This window comes from Mycobacterium sp. NGS66 (assembly GCF_059812225.1).
This window is the reverse complement of the sequence record NZ_JCALCG010000001.1, coordinates 28,924-48,256: the sequence shown is the minus strand read 5'-3', so window position 1 is coordinate 48,256 and position 19,333 is coordinate 28,924. Positions and strand designations below refer to the sequence as shown.

The following is a 19,333-nucleotide window of genomic DNA, read 5'->3' as shown; positions in this document are numbered from 1 at the left end:
TTTCGCAGTGATTACACGCTCGGCGAAAATATCCGTCAGCCGCGAGACCACGGCTTGACCCAGCCTTCGATCTCCCAGCCCTCGCGAGCGGCGATCAACTCGTACATGGTGGCGCCGTCGATGCTTTCCCGGATGATGTCCGCATGCCCGGCGTGCCGGGCCAGCTCGTTGATCACATGCAGGATCACCCAGCGCACCGACCAGGCCTGCAGGTTCTTCGGGAACCAGGGGATGTCGCGCGGAACCGGCACCGCGGCGTCCAGGTCAGCGGTTTCGGCCAGCAGTAACGACTGCTCGTTCTGCGCTTCGAACGCTCGCAGCAGCCCGTCCAGCGTCTCGTCGGGGCGCATCACATGCTGGTCGCCGAATTCCTTGGCGATCACGTCGAAGGGCCTGGTGTCTTTGGGTGGCAACTCCGGGGCCGCGGCCACGCGTGCCATCCAGGTGCGCTGCATGCCGGTTGCGTGCTTGACGAGTCCGCCGATCGACAGCGCGCTCACCGACGGTGTGGAGCGGGCCTGTTCGTCGGTCAGCCCGTAGGACACCGCAAAGTAGGCGCTTTGGTGGTAGGCCAGGTACTCACGCAGGGCGCTGCGTTCGTCGGACACGGCTGGGGCGAGGGCGGGCATTCTCAATCCTTTCCGGCGGTTGGGTCAGGCGGGTAAAGCGCTCGGCGACAACCGATTTCGGTTAGTGGTTGAATCGCTTGCCGATAGACGTCCAGGAACTCGTCGGCCGGTAGCTCGGTCAGGTCCGCCATGACGGCGAGCATTCCATGACAGGGTGACAAGTATGGCCGTATCGTGCGGTCATGCAGGTGGTTTCGGCGGAGACGACCGAACTGTTCGTCGGGCCGCCGGATGCGCCGCTGCAGCTAGCGCGGGTCGCCATCAGCGGGTGCGCCGAGCCGACGCCCATCCGAATCGACGGCGACGGGCTGAGGGGCGACGCGATCGCCGCGCCCGGCGACGAGGCCGTCGAGGTTCCGGTCCAGGTCGAGCATCCGATGGTCGGTCAACGCCGGGCCGCGCGGGTGGAAGCCGGCGGGTCTAGCCGAGCCTTCGAGTTCACGATCGCCGAGCCCGGCTGGACCATGTACATGGTCAGCCACTTCCACTACGACCCGGTGTGGTGGAACACCCAGGGCGGCTACACCAGCCAGTGGTGCGAAGACCCGCCCGGCCGGGCACGTCAGGCCAACGGCTTCGAACTGGTACACGCGCACCTCGAAATGGCTCGCCGCGAGCCGGAGTACAAGTTCGTGCTGGCCGAGGTGGACTACCTCAAGCCGTACTGGGACACCCACCCCGAGGATCGTGCCGACCTGCGCCGCTTCCTCGCCGAAGGCCGCGTCGAGGTGATGGGCGGCACCTACAACGAACCCAACACCAACCTCACCAGCCCCGAGACGACCATCCGAAACCTGGTGCACGGCATCGGTTTTCAACGCGACGTGCTGGGCGCCGACCCGGCCACCGCCTGGCAGCTGGACGTATTCGGCCACGACCCGCAATTCCCCGGCATGGCCGCCGACGCCGGGCTGACGTCCAGTTCGTGGGCCCGCGGGCCACATCACCAATGGGGTCCCGCCCAAGGTGGTGACGTGGACCGCATGCAGTTCTGCAGCGAGTTCGAGTGGATTTCGCCGTCCGGCCGGGGCCTGCTCACCCACTACATGCCGGCGCACTATTCGGCGGGCTGGTGGATGGACTCGTCGACCTCGCTGGCCGAGGCCGAGGACGCCACCTACGCGCTGTTCGACCAGCTCAAAAAGGTGGCGCTGACCCGCAACGTGCTGCTGCCGGTCGGCACCGACTACACCCCACCGAACAAGTGGGTCACCGCCATCCACCGCGACTGGGCCGCTCGCTACACCTGGCCGCGATTCGTGTGCGGCCTGCCGCGGGAGTTCTTTGCTGCCGTGCGCGCCGAGCTGGCGGACCGCGGGCAGGTGCCGTCGCCGCAGACCCGGGACATGAACCCGATCTACACCGGCAAGGACGTGTCCTACATCGACACCAAGCAAGCCAACCGGGCCGCGGAGAATGCCGTCCTGGACGGCGAACGGTTCGCGGTGTTCGCCGGGCTGCTCGGCGGAGCCGAGTATCCCCAGGCGGCGCTGGCCAAGGCGTGGGTGCAGCTGGCCTACGGTGCCCACCACGACGCGATCACCGGCTCGGAATCCGACCAGGTCTACCTGGATCTGCTGACCGGCTGGCGCGACGCATGGGAGCTGGGCCGCGCGGTCCGGGACAACTCGTTGGCGTTGTTGTCCGGCGCGGTGGATGTCCCCGACAACACCCTGCTGGTCTGGAACCCGCTGACCCACGCGCGCACCGACGTGGTGACCGCCCGCCTCGACGCGCCACTGCACTCGGGGGTGCGGGTGCTCGACGCCGACGGCCGCGAGGTGCCCGTCCACGTCGAGCACGGCGGATGCTCGGTCAGTTGGCTGGCGCGCGACGTCCCGTCACTGGGGTGGCGCGCCTATCGGCTGGTCCCCGGCCGCAGCACGCAAGGCTGGCAGCCGGTATCGGGTAACGAAATAGCCAACGAGCACTACCGGCTGGCGGTCGACCCGGCGCGGGGCGGGGCGGTCTGGTCGCTTGTTCACCTATCCGGAAAAGGGCGCCAACTCATCGCCGACGGCAAGGTCGGCAACGAGCTGGCGGTGTACGAGGAGTACTCCTCCCACCCGACCCAGGGGGAGGGCCCCTGGCACCTGCTGCCCAAGGGGCCGGTGGTCGGCTCGTCGGAATCGGCCGCCGAGGTGCGGGCATACCACGGCCCGCTGGGTCAGCGGATCGTCGTGCACGGCCGGATCGGCACGCTACTGCGCTACACCCAGACGCTGACCTTGTGGTGGGAGGTGGCGCGGGTGGACTGCCGCACCACCATCGACGAGTTCACCGGAGTCGACCGCCTACTCCGGCTGCGCTGGCCATGCCCGGTGCCGGGGGCCATGCCGGTCAGTGAGGTCGGCGACGCGGTCGTCGGGCGTGGCTTCGCGCTGCTGCATGACGGGCCGCAATCGGTGGACACCGCGCAGCAGCTGTGGACGCTGGACAACCCCGCCTACGGCTGGTTCGGGCTCTCGTCGGCGATACGCATCCGTCTAGGTCGCGACGCGGTGCGGGCCGTCTCGGTGGCCGAGGTGGTGACGCCCTCGGAGACGACGTCGGGGCCGCTGGCGCGCGAGCTGATGGTCGCCCTGGTCCGCGCCGGCGTGACGGCCACCTGCAGCGGCGCCGACAAACCGCGCTACGGCCATCTCGACGTCGACTCCAACCTCCCGGACACCCGCATCGCCCTGGGCGGCCCCAACCGCAACGCGTTCACCAAAGTGTTACTGGCCGAAGCCGATCCGGCCTATACGGCCGAACTCGAGCGGCAACTGGCCGAGTCCGGGCGCGCCCGGGTGTGGGTGCCGGCCGCGACCCCCCTGGCCGCGGTGTGGGTGCCCGGCGCCGACCTGCGCGCGCCGCGCACCCTGCCGGTGCTGGTGATCGACGGCCGCGACGACAAGAGCCTGCGCGCGGCCATCGCCACGCTGACCGAAGACCTCGCCGACGCCGAGATTCTGGTGACCCAGCAGGCCCCGTCGGTAGCCGAGCCGTTCGAAGACCGCACCGTCGCGCTGCTCAACCGCGGCGTGCCCAGCTTCGCCGTCGACTCCGACGGCACCCTGCATACCGCGTTGCTGCGGTCCTGTACCGGCTGGCCATCGGGCGTGTGGATCGACGAGCCGCGCCGCACCGCGCCGGACGGCTCCAATTTCCAGCTCCAGCACTGGACGCACGATTTCGACTACGCGCTGGTTTGCGACGACGGTGACTGGCGACGCGCCGGAATCCCCGCCCGCAGCGCACAGTTCTCGCATCCGCTGCGGGCGGTCATCCCGCACAAGCGGGGCGGGAGGTTGGCGCCGGCCGGCTCGCTGCTGCGCGTCGACTCGCCGGGCAAGGTGCACTTGGGTGCCCTCAAAGCCGCCGGCAACCCGCTGGCGGGGGGCAGTGCCCAGTCCGTCGATCCGGGCGTGGTGGCCCTGCGGCTGGTGGAGACCACCGGTACCGGTGCCCGGGTCGGCATCGACTCGCCGCTGGGCAAGGTGCGCGCCCTGCGACTGGCCGACCTGCTGGAAAACCCGCAGCGCCGGAAACGGTCGATCGACCTGCACGGCTATCAGGTCGCCACCGTGCTGGCCCGCATCGACGTGCCCAAGGTGCTTGCCGGTACCAGCGAGCTCGCTCCGCACGCGGAGGCGGCCCAGCCGCTGTTCGCGCGTTACTGGCTGCACAACCGCGGCCCGGCACCGGTCGGCGGGTTGCCGGCCGTCGCTCACCTGCACCCGGCGTCGGTGACCGCCGCGCCGGGAGACGAGCTGGTGTTGCGTCTGACCGCGGCCAGCGACAGCAGCGATTTGACCCTGAGCGGTGAGGTGGAAGTGGTGTGCCCAGGCTTGTCGGTTGTACCCGCGTTGCTGCCGTTGACGTTGTGCGCCGGCGCGCACCTGGAGGCCGACGTTGCGCTGACGATTCCGGCCCACACCGAGCCGGGGCTATACCCGGTCCGTGCTCAGTTGTGTCTCACCGGCGAGCAGGTCCCGGCCGCGTGGCGACAAGTGGTCGAGGACGTGTGCGTGGTAACCGTGGGCGCTCCCGAACACTCCGAGCTGGTCTTCTTGGTCGACGGTCCGGCCGGGATCGAGCTGAAGGCCGGCGACTCGGGCCGCTTGGTCGTCACGGTCGGCAGTCACGCCCGCGCCGAGCTGGCGCTGGAGGCGCATCTGATCAGCCCCTGGGGCACCTGGGAGTGGATCGGCCCGGCCGCGCTCGGCGCGACCTTGCCGGCCGAGGGAACGGCCGAGCTCGGTTTCGACGTCATGCCGCCGGCCTGGCAGCAGCCCGGCCAGTGGTGGGCCCTGGTCCGGGTTGGCTGCGCGGGCCGGCTGCTGTACTCGCCGGCGGTCCAGGTGACGGTGACATGAGCGACGGCCGTGTTGCCCTGGTGGCCGGCACTCCGGTTTTCGTCGACGAGGTCGACGAGCGGGAGACGCGACTGCGTAGCGGTCCGAGCGCGGCCGCGCTGCCGTCGAGCGGCACCAGCGAGGGCCGGCAACTGCGGCGGTGGTTGACCCAGCTGATCGTGACCGAGCGGCTGGTCGCGGCCGAGGCGGCCGCGCGCGGGCTGGACGTGCGCGGCGCCCCCGCCGAGGCCGAGCTGCTGCCCGACGCGACGGCCCGCCTGGAAATCGGCAGTGTGGCGGCGGCGGCCTTGGCCGACCCGCGCGCCCGGGCGTTGTTCGCCGACGTCACCGCGGACATCGAGGTGGCCGACGCCGACGTCGTCGACTACCACGCTCGCAACCCGCTGCGGTTCGCGTCGCCGCGCCCCGCCGGACACGGCTGGCGCACCCCGTCGGACATCGCCCCGCCGCTGCACGAGGTGCGGCCGGCGATCATCGAGCAGCTACGCGGCGCCGCCCGCCGGCGTGCCTTTCGGACGTGGCTGGACGCGCGCCGAGCCGCCCTAGTCCAGTTGGCCCCCGGCTACGAGCATCCCGGCGACCCGCGCCAGCCCGACAACACCCACCGGCATTGATGCTCACTCTGTGCCTGGACATCGGCGGCACCAAGATCGCCGCGGGGCTGGCCGAGCCGACCGGTGCGCTGGTGTACACCGCTACCCGGTTGACGCCGGTCGATGCCGGCGCCGACGCGGTTTGGGCCACGGTCGCTGCGATGATCACCGATGCGTTGCATGCGGCCGGGGGGACGGTAAACGGCGTCGGTATCGCATCGGCGGGACCCGTCGACCTGGACCGCGGAACCGTAAGCCCGATCAACATCGCCTGTTGGCAAGGCTTCCCGCTCCGCGAACGGGTGGCGTCGGTTGTCCCCGGTGTCCCGGTGCGGCTGGGCGGCGACGGCGTGTGCATGGCGCTGGGCGAGCACTGGCTGGGGGCCGGTCGGCGGGCGCGGTTCATGCTGGGCATGGTGGTGTCGACCGGGGTGGGCGGTGGATTGGTGCTCGACGGCGCCCCGTACCACGGCCGCACCGGGAACGCCGGTCACGTCGGCCACGTGGTGATCGAACCGGACGGCCGGCCATGCGCATGCGGTGGCCGCGGCTGTGTCGAGACCGTCGCTTCTGGCCCGTCGATGGCGCGCTGGGCCCGTGCCCACGGCTGGTCCGCGCCGCCGGGCGCGGGCGCCAAGGAGCTTGCCGACGCCGCGGTGCGCGGAGATGCGTTGGCACTGGCGGCTTTTCGCCGAGCCGCCACCGGGCTGGCGGCGATGATCGCCTCGGTGGCGGCGGTATGCGACCTGGACCTCGTCGTCATCGGTGGCGGCGTGGCCAAATCCGGCGAGCTGCTCTTCGGCCCGTTGCGGGCGGCGTTGCCCGCCTACGCCGGGCTGAGCTTCGTCTCCCCGGTCCGGGTGGTGCCGGCCGAGCTGGGCGGTGAGGCCGGGCTGGTCGGCGCCGCGCGGCTGGCGACCATTCCGCGAGTGTGAATCCCGCGACTCGACACGCCGTGTGGGCGTCGTCGGATTCACACTCGGCGACCGGCGGCAACCGTTTTGAACTGATCGCATCGGCCGCGCTATTGTGGTTGCCGATCCACCGAAGACCGTCGGTCACCGAGAAATCGGTTGAAGGTCCGGGAGCATCCCGGCGGCCCACGCAGGAGGACGAGGCAGTATCGCCGGCGCGCGCCGGCGCATCTCAACGCCCCGGCCACTTCTGCGCTGGGGCGTACTTCGTTTCCCGGCATTTCCCGGCGTTCTCTGGTGGTTACCGACGACAGAGCGTTAGGAGGCATGCATGGCCAGGGCTGACAAGGCCACCGCCGTCGCGGAGATCGCAGAGCAGTTCAGGGCCTCGAGCGCCAGCCTGATCACCGAATACCGCGGTCTGACGGTGGCGAACCTCGCCGAGCTGCGCAGGTCGCTGGGCGAATCGGCCACCTACGCCGTCGCCAAGAACACGCTGATCAAACGCGCGGCGTCGGAGGCCGGCATCGACGGCCTCGATGAGCTGTTCGCCGGTCCCACCGCCATCGCCTTCGTCACCGGTGAAGCGGTTGACGCGGCCAAGGCCATCAAGACCTTCGCCAAGGAGCACAAGGCGCTGGTCATCAAGGGCGGCTACATGGACGGCCACCCGCTGACCGTCGCCGAAGTCGAGCGCATCGCCGATCTGGAGTCGCGCGAGGTGCTGCTGGCCAAACTCGCCGGCGCGATGAAGGGCAACCTCGCCAAGGCGGCCGGCCTGTTCAACGCGCCGGCGTCGCAGATGGCTCGGCTGCTGGCCGCACTGCAGGAAAAGAAGCCTGCCGATGCTCCGGCCTCGCCGGCCGCCGCCGAGGCACCGGCTGAAACTCCCGCCCCCGAACCAGCTGCGGCGGAATAACCCCCAAACCCCCATCAGGAAGGACCGGCATCATGGCAAAGCTCTCCAGCGACGAACTGCTCGACGCTTTCAAGGAAATGACCCTGTTGGAGCTCTCGGACTTCGTCAAGAAGTTCGAGGAGACCTTCGAGGTCACCGCGGCCGCTCCGGTCGCCGTGGCCGCGGCGGGCTCCGCAGCGGGCGGTGCCCCGGCCGAGGCCGCCGAGGAGCAGTCCGAGTTCGACGTCATCCTCGAGGCCGCCGGCGACAAGAAGATCGGCGTCATCAAGGTCGTCCGCGAGATTGTCTCCGGGTTGGGCCTCAAGGAGGCCAAGGACCTGGTCGACGGCGCGCCCAAGCCGCTGTTGGAGAAGGTCGCCAAGGAAGCCGCCGACGAGGCCAAGGCCAAGCTCGAGGCGGCCGGCGCCAGCGTCACCGTCAAGTAGTCCGCTGGGCTCACCCGGCCATGGCGGACTGCGCGGACCGTCGCACCAGCTCCGGCGAATCCCCCAGCGCCACCAGCAGATTCATGGTCATCGAGCCGAGCACCCGCGCGACGGCCGCGCCGTCGTCGCCGTAATACCCGGCCAGCTCGAGCAGCACGAATCCGTGTATCAATGCCCAGAATTGGGCGGCTGTGGCGACCACGTCGGCGGGATCGATGCTGATCCGGCCCGCCGTCATCGCACGGTGCACCACGCGCACCACGTGCGCGAAGCTGGGATGAAGCTGCTCGGCTTCGGCCACCGACAGTGACAGCACGTTGCCCGCCGGGGCGTTGATGCCGTGCGCGCTGGTGCTGCCGAACATCAACCGATACATGTGCGGCCGTTCAATGGCGTAGCGCCGGTATGCGGCGCCGATGAGCAGCAAGTCGGCGACCGGGTCCGCGGTCTGCGGCACGCTCAGCGCGGCGTCGAATTGTCGCAGGCCCTCCTCGGCGACCGCGGCGATCAGCCCGCGCATCCCGCCGAAGTGGGTATACACCGCCATCGTCGAGGTCCCGGCGGCACTGGCGACCTTGCGGGTCTGCAGCGCATCGGGTCCGTGGTCGTTCAGCAGGCCGACGGCCGCACGCAGCATGTCGTCGCGAACACTGCGAACACCGGACTGGCTCTCCGAAGTCATCCTTGTCATCTTCGCACCAGGGGCGTACGGTTCCGATAACGCTGAAATAACAATGTTATACGGACGCAGCAGGGGAGCGAGACGATGACGACCGTGCAAACCGCCGAATCCCGCAACCGTTATCTCGAAGGCTTCCTCGCGCCGGTTTCCGAGGAAGTCACCGCGACCGACCTGCCGGTGACCGGTCACATCCCCGAACACCTCGACGGGCGCTATCTGCGCAACGGCCCGAATCCGGTGGCTGAGGTGGACCCCGCCATCTACCACTGGTTCACCGGCGACGGCATGGTGCACGGCGTCAAACTGAAGGACGGCAAGGCTTGCTGGTACCGCAACCGCTGGGTGCGCAGCCCGGCGGTGCGCGCCGCGCTGGGAGAGCCACCCGCGAATGTCCGCAACCCGCGTGCCGGACTGCAGTCGCTGGGGGCCAACACCAGCGTCCTCAGCCACGCCGGACGCACGCTGGCGCTGGTCGAAGGCGGCGTCGCCAACTACGAACTCACCGAGGAACTCGACACAGTCGGCCCCTGCGACTTCGACGGCACCCTGGCCGGCGGCTACACCGCCCACCCGCATCGCGACCCGCGCACCGGCGAGCTGCACGCGGTGTCTTATTCGTTCGCCCGCGGCCGGACCGTGCAATATTCGGTGATCGACACCAACGGCAGGGCCCGTCGCACCGTCGACATCGAGGTCTCGGGATCGCCGATGATGCATGACTTTTCGCTCACGGACAAGTATGTGGTGATCTACGACCTGCCGGTGACCTTCGACCCGGTGCAGGTGTTGCCGATGACCATGCCGCGCTGGCTGCAATTGCCCGCCCGGCTGGTGCTGCAGTCGGTGATCGGGCGCGTCCGGATACCGGGGCCCATCACCGCGATGGCCAACCGCGACGAGCGTCCGTCCAACCGGCTCCCATACGCCTGGAACCCGAACTACCCGGCGCGCATCGGGGTCATGCCCCGCCAAGGGACCAATCGTGACGTGCGCTGGTTCGACATCGAACCCTGCTACGTCTACCACCCGCTCAACGCCTATTCAGAGATGCGCGACGAGGCCGAGGTCCTCGTACTGGACGTGGTGCGGTACTCGCGAATGTTCGACCGCGACCGGCGCGGCCCCTTCGAGAACACGCCCATGCTGGACCGCTGGACCATCAACCTGACGACGGGTGCGGTGACCACCGAACGCCGGGACGACCGGGCCCAGGAGTTTCCCCGGATCAACGACACTTTGCTGGGCGGGCGGCACCGGTTCGGCTACACCGTCGGCGTCCAGGGCGAGTTCGGCGACTCGAGCCGGGGAAACCCGCTGGAAACCGCGCTGTACAAGCACGACTACGCGACCGGGTCGAGTTCGGTAGCGCCCCTCGACCCGGACCTATGGATCGGCGAGATGGCCTTCGTCCCGAATCCGGCTCAGAAAGCCGAAGACGACGGCATCCTGATGGGTTACGGCTATCACCGCGGCCGCGACGAGGGCCAACTGCTGTTGGTCGACGCCCAAACCTTGGATTCGGTCGCCACCGTGCACCTGCCGCAGCGGGTGCCTGCGGGTTTCCACGGAAACTGGGCGCCCACCGCTTGACGCGCGCCGTCCATCGGTAACGGCCATAATGGATGTCACGAACGATCTGGTGGAGATTGTTATCCGGCAACTATCAATGCAACCCTGATGTGCTGCTGCGGGGGTACGCTACAGTGACTCAAGCCACACAAAGGGGCAGGTGGGGCCACGCGCGTCGACGGAAGGATTCCCCATGGGCGTCAGCATCGAGGTCAACGGCCTGACGAAGTCGTTCGGTTCCTCGAGGATTTGGGAAGACGTTACGCTTACCATCCCCGCGGGGGAGGTCAGTGTGTTGCTGGGCCCGTCGGGTACCGGCAAGTCCGTCTTCCTGAAGTCACTCATCGGTCTGCTGCGACCGGAACGCGGCTCGATCATCATCGACGGCACCGACATCATCGAGTGCTCGGCCAAGGAGCTCTACGAGATCCGCACCCTGTTCGGCGTGCTGTTCCAGGACGGCGCGCTGTTCGGCTCGATGAACCTCTACGACAACACCGCGTTCCCGTTGCGCGAGCACACCAAGAAAAAAGAAAGCGAGATCCGTGACATCGTCATGGAGAAGCTGCAGTTGGTCGGCCTCGGTGGGGACGAGAAGAAGTTCCCCGGCGAGATCTCCGGTGGTATGCGCAAGCGTGCCGGCCTGGCTCGGGCGCTGGTGCTGGACCCGCAGATCATCCTCTGCGACGAGCCGGACTCCGGTTTGGACCCCGTCCGTACCGCCTACCTGAGCCAGCTGATCATGGACATCAACGCCCAGATCGACGCGACCATCCTGATCGTGACGCACAACATCAACATCGCCCGAACGGTGCCGGACAACATGGGCATGCTGTTCCGTAAGCACCTGGTCATGTTCGGCCCGCGCGAAGTGTTGCTGACCAGCGACGAGCCCGTGGTGCGGCAGTTCCTCAACGGCCGTCGGATCGGGCCGATCGGCATGTCGGAGGAGAAGGACGAGGCCACCATGGCCGAAGAGCAGGCCATGGTCGACGCCGGCCAGCACGCCGGTGGTGTGGAGGACATCGAGGGAGTGCCGCCGCAGATCCAAGCGACGCCCGGCATGCCGGAGCGCAAGGCGGTGGCTCGCCGCCAGGCCCGGGTGCGCGAGATGCTGCACACCCTGCCCAAGAGCGCCCAGGCGGCCATCCTCGACGACCTCGAGGGCACCCACAAGTTCCACGCGAGCCAGTTCGGCGGCTGACATCCAACGAAAGCCACGGCCGGGGATCACCACGTCCCCGGCCGTGGCTTTTGACTCAGCGTGGCCATATTGCTGCAGCCGCGCGCCGCGGCTGTGGGTAGCCGTTCACCGGCGACTTCACGCCAAGTTGGCGCAACTTGCCGCCCCCGCCCCCTTGACGACGGAGCCTAAACGGGTCAATCTGTTGGGCAGCATGTGTCACGGGATTCGAGATGCCAGCCAGCGCTAGATGCCCCGGGGCCTTTTGACGTGGGTAGTTGAGGAATGCGCGGTCCTGCGCTATTGTTGGACGTTGCGCTGGCTACCTCCTGCCCACCTCACCCGCCACTTGGCCGCGAAAGACACTGTGGTCCTAGCTTGAGCCCCCTTCTGGCCCAGCTAGTTAGTTGCGCGCGTGAGATCCGGACAGTTCGTTCGCCAGCCTGATTAACACAATTGTCGCGGCGAACAGGCCCGGTGGGCATCCGCTCTCTGGGGATCTCGTGAGTCGCACGAGGTGCTGGAAGGATGCATCTTGGCAGATTTCCGCCAGAGCAAGACAGACCAGAGTTCTCACAGCGGAAGTTCCTCAAACAGCTCCGTGCCCGGAGCGCCCGACCGGATTTCCTTCGCCAAGCTCCGCGAACCGCTTGAAGTTCCGGGGCTTCTCGACGTTCAGACCGACTCGTTCGAGTGGCTGATCGGCTCAGAGCGTTGGCGCGAATCCGCCGCAGCCCGCGGTGAGGTCAACGCGATGGGCGGCCTGGAAGAGGTGCTCTACGAGCTGTCGCCGATCGAGGACTTCTCCGGTTCGATGTCGCTGTCGTTCTCCGATCCCCGGTTCGACGAAGTCAAGGCACCGGTCGACGAGTGCAAGGACAAGGACATCACCTACGCGGCTCCGCTGTTCGTGACGGCCGAGTTCATCAACAACAACACCGGCGAGATCAAGAGCCAGACGGTGTTCATGGGTGACTTCCCGATGATGACCGAGAAGGGCACCTTCATCATCAACGGCACCGAGCGGGTCGTCGTCAGCCAGCTGGTGCGCTCGCCCGGCGTGTACTTCGACGAGACCATCGACAAGTCCACCGAGAAGACGCTGCACAGCGTCAAGGTGATCCCCAGCCGCGGCGCCTGGCTGGAGTTCGACGTCGACAAGCGCGACACCGTCGGTGTGCGCATCGACCGCAAGCGCCGCCAGCCGGTCACCGTGCTGCTCAAGGCGCTGGGCTGGACCAACGAGCAGATCCACGAGCGGTTCGGCTTCTCCGAGATCATGATGTCGACGCTGGAGAAGGACAACACCGTCGGCACCGACGAGGCGCTGCTGGACATCTACCGCAAGCTGCGCCCGGGCGAGCCGCCGACCAAGGAGTCGGCGCAGACCCTGCTGGAGAACCTCTTCTTCAAGGAGAAGCGCTACGACCTGGCCCGGGTGGGCCGCTACAAGGTCAACAAGAAGCTCGGGCTGCACGCCGGTGAGCCGATCACCAGCTCGACGCTGACCGAAGAGGACGTCGTCGCCACCATCGAGTACCTGGTCCGCCTGCACGAGGGGCAGACCACCATGACCGTCCCGGGCGGTGTGGAGGTGCCGGTCGAGACCGACGACATCGACCACTTCGGCAACCGCCGGCTGCGTACCGTCGGCGAGCTGATCCAGAACCAGATCCGGGTCGGCATGTCGCGGATGGAGCGGGTGGTCCGGGAGCGGATGACCACGCAGGACGTCGAGGCGATCACGCCGCAGACGCTGATCAACATCCGCCCGGTGGTCGCCGCGATCAAGGAGTTCTTCGGCACCAGCCAGCTGTCGCAGTTCATGGACCAGAACAACCCGCTGTCGGGTCTCACCCACAAGCGCCGGCTTTCGGCGCTGGGCCCGGGCGGTCTGTCCCGTGAGCGCGCCGGCCTGGAGGTCCGCGACGTGCACCCGTCGCACTACGGCCGGATGTGCCCGATCGAGACCCCGGAGGGTCCCAACATCGGTCTGATCGGCTCGCTGTCGGTGTACGCGCGGGTCAACCCGTTCGGCTTCATCGAGACGCCTTATCGGAAGGTGGTCGACGGTGTGGTTTCGGACGAGATCCACTACCTGACCGCCGACGAGGAGGACCGCCACGTCGTGGCGCAGGCCAACTCGCCGATCGACGCCCAGGGCCGGTTCCTCGAGCCGCGCGTGCTGGTGCGACGCAAGGCCGGCGAGGTGGAGTACGTGCCGTCCTCCGAGGTGGACTACATGGACGTCTCGCCGCGCCAGATGGTGTCGGTCGCGACGGCGATGATCCCGTTCCTTGAGCACGACGACGCCAACCGGGCCCTGATGGGCGCCAACATGCAGCGCCAGGCGGTTCCGCTGGTGCGCAGCGAGGCGCCGCTGGTGGGTACCGGCATGGAGTTGCGTGCGGCGATCGACGCCGGCGACGTCGTCGTCGCCGAGGAGAGCGGCGTCATCGAGGAGGTGTCGGCCGACTACATCACGGTCATGCACGACAACGGCACCCGGCGCACCTACCGGATGCGCAAGTTCGCCCGCTCCAACCACGGCACGTGCGCCAACCAGTGCCCGATCGTGGACGCCGGTGACCGGGTCGAGGCCGGTCAGGTCATCGCCGACGGTCCCTGCACCGACAACGGCGAGATGGCGCTGGGCAAGAACCTGCTGGTGGCGATCATGCCGTGGGAGGGTCACAACTACGAGGACGCGATCATCCTCTCCAACCGCCTGGTCGAAGAGGACGTGCTCACCTCGATCCACATCGAAGAGCACGAAATCGATGCCCGTGACACGAAATTGGGCGCCGAGGAGATCACCCGGGACATCCCCAACGTCTCCGACGAGGTGCTGGCCGACCTGGACGAGCGCGGCATCGTGCGCATCGGCGCCGAGGTCCGCGACGGCGACATCCTGGTCGGCAAGGTCACCCCGAAGGGGGAGACGGAGCTGACCCCGGAGGAGCGGCTGCTGCGGGCGATCTTCGGCGAGAAGGCGCGCGAGGTCCGCGACACCTCACTGAAGGTGCCGCACGGTGAGTCCGGCAAGGTGATCGGCATCCGGGTGTTCTCGCGGGAGGACGACGACGAACTGTCGGCCGGTGTCAACGAGCTCGTCCGGGTGTATGTGGCCCAGAAGCGCAAGATCTCCGACGGCGACAAGCTGGCCGGACGGCACGGCAACAAGGGCGTCATCGGCAAGATCCTGCCGGTCGAGGACATGCCGTTCCTCCCGGACGGCACCCCGGTGGACATCATCCTGAACACCCACGGTGTGCCGCGACGGATGAACATCGGCCAGATCCTGGAAACCCACCTGGGTTGGTGCGCGCACAGCGGCTGGAACGTCGATGTTGCCGAAGGCGTGCCGTCTTGGGCCGCCAGCCTGCCCGAGGAGCTGCTGAGCGCCGAGCCGAACCAGATCGTGTCGACTCCGGTGTTCGACGGCGCCAAGGAGGAGGAGCTGCAGGGCCTGCTGTCGGCCACGCTGCCCAACCGCGACGGCGATGTGCTGGTGGACGGCGACGGCAAGGCCGTGCTGTTCGACGGGCGCAGCGGCGAGCCGTTCCCGTACCCGGTGACGGTTGGCTACATGTACATCATGAAGCTGCACCACTTGGTGGATGACAAGATCCACGCCCGCTCCACCGGCCCGTACTCGATGATCACCCAGCAGCCGCTGGGTGGTAAGGCGCAGTTCGGTGGCCAGCGGTTCGGTGAGATGGAGTGCTGGGCCATGCAGGCCTACGGTGCGGCGTACACGCTGCAGGAACTGCTGACCATCAAGTCCGACGACACCGTCGGCCGGGTCAAGGTCTACGAGGCGATCGTCAAGGGCGAGAACATTCCGGAGCCCGGTATCCCCGAGTCGTTCAAGGTGTTGCTCAAGGAGCTGCAGTCGCTGTGCCTCAACGTCGAGGTGCTGTCGAGCGACGGTGCGGCCATCGAGCTGCGCGAGGGTGAGGACGAGGATCTGGAGCGTGCTGCGGCCAACCTCGGAATCAACTTGTCGCGCAACGAATCTGCGTCAGTCGAAGACCTGGCTTAAATCGCGGCACAGCCGCGCTGCTTAACGGTTACTAACCCGCAAGGGGAAAGGGAGTTACGTGTTAGACGTCAACTTCTTCGATGAACTCCGCATTGGCCTGGCCACCGCGGAGGACATCCGGCAATGGTCTTATGGCGAGGTCAAGAAGCCCGAGACCATCAACTACCGCACGCTGAAGCCGGAGAAGGACGGCCTGTTCTGCGAGAAGATCTTCGGACCGACTCGCGACTGGGAGTGCTACTGCGGCAAGTACAAGCGCGTCCGGTTCAAGGGCATCATCTGTGAGCGCTGCGGCGTCGAGGTCACCCGCGCCAAGGTGCGCCGCGAGCGGATGGGCCACATCGAGCTGGCCGCGCCCGTCACGCACATCTGGTATTTCAAGGGTGTGCCCTCGCGGCTGGGCTACCTGCTGGACCTGGCGCCGAAGGATCTCGAGAAGATCATCTACTTCGCCGCCTACGTCATCACCTCGGTCGACGAGGAGATGCGGCACAACGAGCTCTCGACGCTCGAGGCCGAAATGGTGGTGGAGCGCAAGGCCGTTGAGGATCAGCGCGACGCCGAGCTGGAGGCGCGTGCGCAGAAGCTGGAGGCCGACCTGGCCGAGCTGGAGGCCGAAGGCGCCAAGGCCGACGCCAAGCGCAAGGTTCGCGACAGCGGCGAGCGCGAGATGCGCCAGCTGCGCGACCGCGCCCAGCGTGAGCTGGACCGGCTGGAGGACATCTGGAACACCTTCACCAAGCTGGCTCCCAAGCAGCTGATCGTCGACGAGAACTTGTACCGCGAGCTGGTCGACCGCTACGGCGAGTACTTCACCGGCGCCATGGGCGCGGAGTCGATCCAGAAGCTGATCGAGAACTTCGACATCGACGCCGAGGCCGATGCGCTGCGTGAGGTGATCCGAAACGGTAAGGGGCAGAAGAAGCTTCGTGCACTCAAGCGGCTGAAGGTGGTTGCCGCCTTCCAGCAGTCCGGCAACTCGCCGATGGGCATGGTGCTCGACGCCGTCCCGGTGATCCCGCCGGAGTTGCGTCCGATGGTGCAGCTCGACGGTGGCCGGTTCGCCACCAGCGACCTCAACGACCTGTACCGCCGGGTGATCAACCGCAATAACCGCCTCAAGAGGCTGATCGACCTCGGCGCGCCCGAGATCATCGTCAACAACGAGAAGCGGATGCTGCAGGAATCCGTGGATGCGTTGTTCGACAACGGCCGTCGCGGCCGGCCCGTCACCGGGCCGGGCAACCGCCCGCTGAAGTCGCTCTCCGATCTGCTCAAGGGCAAGCAGGGCCGGTTCCGTCAGAACCTGCTCGGTAAGCGTGTCGACTACTCGGGCCGTTCGGTCATCGTGGTCGGCCCGCAGCTCAAGCTGCACCAGTGCGGTCTGCCCAAGCTGATGGCGCTCGAGCTGTTCAAGCCGTTCGTGATGAAGCGGCTGGTGGATCTCAACCATGCGCAGAACATCAAGAGCGCCAAGCGAATGGTGGAGCGCCAGCGCCCGCAGGTGTGGGACGTGCTCGAAGAGGTCATCGCCGAGCATCCGGTGCTGCTGAACCGGGCACCCACCCTGCACCGGTTGGGCATCCAGGCCTTCGAGCCAATGCTGGTGGAGGGCAAGGCGATTCAGCTGCACCCGCTGGTCTGTGAGGCATTCAACGCCGACTTCGACGGTGACCAGATGGCGGTGCACTTGCCTTTGAGCGCCGAGGCGCAGGCCGAGGCGCGCATCCTGATGCTGTCCAGTAACAACATCCTGTCGCCGGCGTCGGGCCGCCCGCTGGCCATGCCCCGGCTGGACATGGTCACCGGCCTGTACTACCTGACCACCGAGGTCGAAGGTGACAAGGGTGAGTACCGGCCCGCCGGGAAGGACACGCCCGAGTCGGGGGTGTACTCCTCGCCGGCCGAGGCGATCATGGCGGCCGACCGCGGAGTGCTGTCGGTGCGCGCCAAGATCAAGGTGCGGCTGACCCAGCTGCGTCCGCCGGCCGAGCTGGAGGCCGAGCTGTTCGGCCAGAACGGCTGGCAGCCGGGCGACGCGTGGACGGCCGAGACCACGCTGGGCCGGGTGATGTTCAACGAGCTGCTGCCGCTGGGGTATCCGTTCGTGAACAAGCAGATGCACAAGAAGGTGCAGGCTGCCATCATCAACGACCTGGCCGAGCGCTACCCGATGATCGTGGTGGCGCAGACCGTCGACAAGCTCAAGGACGCCGGTTTCTACTGGGCGACCCGAAGCGGCGTGACGGTTTCCATGGCCGACGTGTTGGTCCCGCCGCGCAAGAAGGAGATCCTCGACCACTACGAGGAGCGGGCCGACAAGGTCGAAAAGCAGTTCCAGCGTGGGGCTTTGAACCACGACGAGCGCAACGAGGCGCTGGTGGAGATCTGGAAGGAAGCCACCGACGAGGTCGGTCAGGCGCTGCGCGACCACTACCCGGTGGACAATCCGATCATCACCATCGTCGACTCCGGGGCCACGGGTAACTTCACCCAGACCCGGACGCTGGCCGGCATGAAGGGGCTGGTGACCAACCCGAAGGGTGAGTTCATCCCGCGTCCGGTCAAGTCCTCGTTCCGTGAGGGCCTGACGGTGCTGGAGTACTTCATCAACACCCACGGCGCCCGAAAGGGCTTGGCGGACACCGCATTGCGTACCGCGGACTCGGGGTATCTGACCCGTCGTCTGGTGGACGTGTCGCAGGACGTCATCGTGCGCGAGCACGACTGCGAGACCGAGCGCGGCATCGTCGTCGAGCTGGCCGAGCGTCAGCCGGACGGTACCCTCATCCGTGATCCGTACATCGAAACCTCGGCGTACGCAAGGACTTTGGGCACCGACGCGGTCGACGAGGCCGGTAACGTCGTCGTCCCGCGCGGCGAGGACCTGGGTGACCCGGAGATCGACGCCCTGCTGGCCGCGGGCATCACGTCGGTCAAGGTGCGTTCGGTGCTGACCTGCACCACCGGCACCGGCGTCTGCGCGACCTGTTACGGGCGGTCCATGGCGACCGGCAAGCTGGTCGACATTGGCGAGGCCGTGGGTATTGTTGCGGCGCAATCGATTGGTGAGCCCGGCACACAGCTGACCATGCGTACGTTCCACCAGGGTGGTGTCGGTGAGGACATCACCGGCGGTCTCCCACGGGTGCAGGAGCTGTTCGAGGCCCGGGTGCCGCGCGGTAAGGCGCCGATCGCCGACGTCACCGGTCGCGTCCGTCTCGAGGACGGTGAGCGCTTCTACAAGATCACCATCGTTCCCGACGACGGCGGCGAGGAAGTCGTCTACGACAAGCTGTCCAAGCGGCAGCGGCTGCGCGTGTTCAAGCACGAGGACGGTTCCGAGCGGGTGCTCTCCGACGGTGACCACGTTGAGGTGGGTCAGCAGCTGATGGAAGGTTCGGCCGACCCGCACGAGGTGCTGCGCGTGCAGGGCCCGCGGGAGGTGCAGATCCACTTGGTCCGCGAGGTCCAGGAGGTCTACCGGGCTCAGGGTGTGTCGATCCACGACAAGCACATCGAGGTGATCGTGCGCCAGATGCTGCGCCGGGTCACCATCATCGACTCGGGCTCGACGGAGTTCCTGCCCGGTTCGCTGATCGACCGCGCGGAGTTCGAGGCGGAGAACCGCCGGGTGGTGGCCGAGGGCGGCGAGCCCGCCGCCGGCCGTCCGGTGCTGATGGGTATCACCAAGGCGTCGCTGGCCACCGACTCGTGGTTGAGTGCGGCGTCGTTCCAGGAGACCACGCGAGTGCTGACCGACGCGGCGATCAACTGCCGCAGCGACAAGCTCAACGGTCTGAAGGAGAACGTGATCATCGGAAAGCTGATCCCGGCCGGTACCGGTATCAACCGCTACCGCAACATCCAGGTGCAGCCGACCGAGGAGGCCCGGGCCGCCGCGTACACGATCCCGTCGTACGAGGACCAGTACTACAGCCCGGACTTCGGTCAGGCCACTGGTGCCGCGGTTCCGCTGGACGACTACGGGTATTCCGACTACCGCTAGTACCGCG

Annotated in this window: 11 protein-coding genes; 9 read left to right on the top strand and 2 right to left on the bottom strand. The window is 67.5% G+C overall.

Annotated elements, in window-relative coordinates; genetic code table 11:
- Positions 1 to 35: 35 nt before the first annotated feature.
- Positions 36 to 608 (bottom strand): DinB family protein, encoded by a 573-nt coding sequence (locus AC5Y2L_RS00220; protein ID WP_499938611.1) that lies wholly within the window; start codon positions 606 to 608, stop codon positions 36 to 38.
- Between the two features lie 203 nt (positions 609 to 811).
- Here AC5Y2L_RS00220 and AC5Y2L_RS00215 point away from each other — a divergent pair, with 203 nt between their 5' ends.
- The 5 genes from AC5Y2L_RS00215 (at position 812) to rplL (ending at position 7,838) form a co-directional block, all read left to right on the top strand.
- Positions 812 to 4,987: a glycoside hydrolase family 38 N-terminal domain-containing protein gene (locus AC5Y2L_RS00215; protein ID WP_499938386.1), complete on the top strand. Its 4,176-nt coding sequence runs from the start codon at positions 812 to 814 to the stop codon at positions 4,985 to 4,987.
- Positions 4,984 to 5,601 carry a DUF7158 domain-containing protein gene (locus AC5Y2L_RS00210; RefSeq protein ID WP_499938384.1) on the top strand — a complete coding sequence of 206 codons (618 nt, stop codon included), beginning with the start codon at positions 4,984 to 4,986 and terminating at the stop codon, positions 5,599 to 5,601. Before AC5Y2L_RS00215 ends, AC5Y2L_RS00210 begins: the two co-directional genes overlap by 4 nt.
- Positions 5,601 to 6,515: an ROK family protein gene (locus AC5Y2L_RS00205; protein ID WP_499938383.1), complete on the top strand. Its 915-nt coding sequence runs from the start codon at positions 5,601 to 5,603 to the stop codon at positions 6,513 to 6,515. Before AC5Y2L_RS00210 ends, AC5Y2L_RS00205 begins: the two co-directional genes overlap by 1 nt.
- 310 nt (positions 6,516 to 6,825) lie before the next feature.
- Complete coding sequence (gene rplJ / locus AC5Y2L_RS00200) at positions 6,826 to 7,413, top strand: 50S ribosomal protein L10 (RefSeq protein ID WP_499938382.1); 588 nt, start codon at positions 6,826 to 6,828, stop codon at positions 7,411 to 7,413.
- Positions 7,414 to 7,445: 32 nt separating this feature from the next.
- Positions 7,446 to 7,838, top strand: coding sequence for a 50S ribosomal protein L7/L12 (gene rplL, locus AC5Y2L_RS00195; RefSeq protein ID WP_499938380.1), 393 nt, complete (start codon positions 7,446 to 7,448; stop codon positions 7,836 to 7,838).
- A gap of 10 nt (positions 7,839 to 7,848) precedes the next feature.
- Here rplL and AC5Y2L_RS00190 read toward each other — a convergent pair whose 3' ends face one another.
- Positions 7,849 to 8,520, bottom strand: coding sequence for a TetR/AcrR family transcriptional regulator (locus tag AC5Y2L_RS00190; protein ID WP_499938379.1), 672 nt, complete (start codon positions 8,518 to 8,520; stop codon positions 7,849 to 7,851).
- An 84-nt stretch (positions 8,521 to 8,604) separates the two neighbouring features.
- On the opposite strand from AC5Y2L_RS00190, the gene AC5Y2L_RS00185 reads away from it, so the two are divergent.
- The 4 genes from AC5Y2L_RS00185 to AC5Y2L_RS00170 all read left to right on the top strand — a co-directional run bounded on the left by AC5Y2L_RS00185 (position 8,605) and on the right by AC5Y2L_RS00170 (position 19,326).
- Entirely contained in the window at positions 8,605 to 10,110 is a 1,506-nt protein-coding gene (locus AC5Y2L_RS00185; protein ID WP_499938377.1) for a carotenoid oxygenase family protein, read from the top strand.
- A gap of 172 nt (positions 10,111 to 10,282) precedes the next feature.
- The gene (locus tag AC5Y2L_RS00180; RefSeq protein WP_499938375.1) at positions 10,283 to 11,293 is read left to right on the top strand and encodes an ABC transporter ATP-binding protein; all 1,011 of its coding nucleotides are present in this window, start codon (positions 10,283 to 10,285) and stop codon (positions 11,291 to 11,293) included.
- A 514-nt stretch (positions 11,294 to 11,807) separates the two neighbouring features.
- A complete protein-coding gene (rpoB, locus tag AC5Y2L_RS00175) occupies positions 11,808 to 15,317 on the top strand; it encodes a DNA-directed RNA polymerase subunit beta (RefSeq protein ID WP_499938373.1) in 3,510 nt (1,169 codons plus the stop codon).
- 58 nt (positions 15,318 to 15,375) lie between these two features.
- The gene (locus tag AC5Y2L_RS00170) at positions 15,376 to 19,326 is read left to right on the top strand and encodes a DNA-directed RNA polymerase subunit beta' (protein WP_499943378.1); all 3,951 of its coding nucleotides are present in this window, start codon (positions 15,376 to 15,378) and stop codon (positions 19,324 to 19,326) included.
- The last annotated feature ends 7 nt before the right edge of the window (positions 19,327 to 19,333 follow it).

What these genes read in the sequence shown, in the direction of transcription:
- rplL (WP_499938380.1), top strand. Translation starts at nt 7,446, where the DNA reads ATGGCAAAGCTCTCCAGCGACGAACTGCTCGACGCTTTCAAGGAAATG.
- rplJ (WP_499938382.1), top strand. Translation starts at nt 6,826, where the DNA reads ATGGCCAGGGCTGACAAGGCCACCGCCGTCGCGGAGATCGCAGAGCAG.
- AC5Y2L_RS00180 (WP_499938375.1), top strand. Translation starts at nt 10,283, where the DNA reads ATGGGCGTCAGCATCGAGGTCAACGGCCTGACGAAGTCGTTCGGTTCC.
- AC5Y2L_RS00215 (WP_499938386.1), top strand. Translation starts at nt 812, where the DNA reads ATGCAGGTGGTTTCGGCGGAGACGACCGAACTGTTCGTCGGGCCGCCG.
- AC5Y2L_RS00185 (WP_499938377.1), top strand. Translation starts at nt 8,605, where the DNA reads ATGACGACCGTGCAAACCGCCGAATCCCGCAACCGTTATCTCGAAGGC.
- AC5Y2L_RS00205 (WP_499938383.1), top strand. Translation starts at nt 5,601, where the DNA reads ATGCTCACTCTGTGCCTGGACATCGGCGGCACCAAGATCGCCGCGGGG.
- AC5Y2L_RS00190 (WP_499938379.1), bottom strand. Translation starts at nt 8,520, where the DNA reads ATGACTTCGGAGAGCCAGTCCGGTGTTCGCAGTGTTCGCGACGACATG.
- AC5Y2L_RS00210 (WP_499938384.1), top strand. Translation starts at nt 4,984, where the DNA reads ATGAGCGACGGCCGTGTTGCCCTGGTGGCCGGCACTCCGGTTTTCGTC.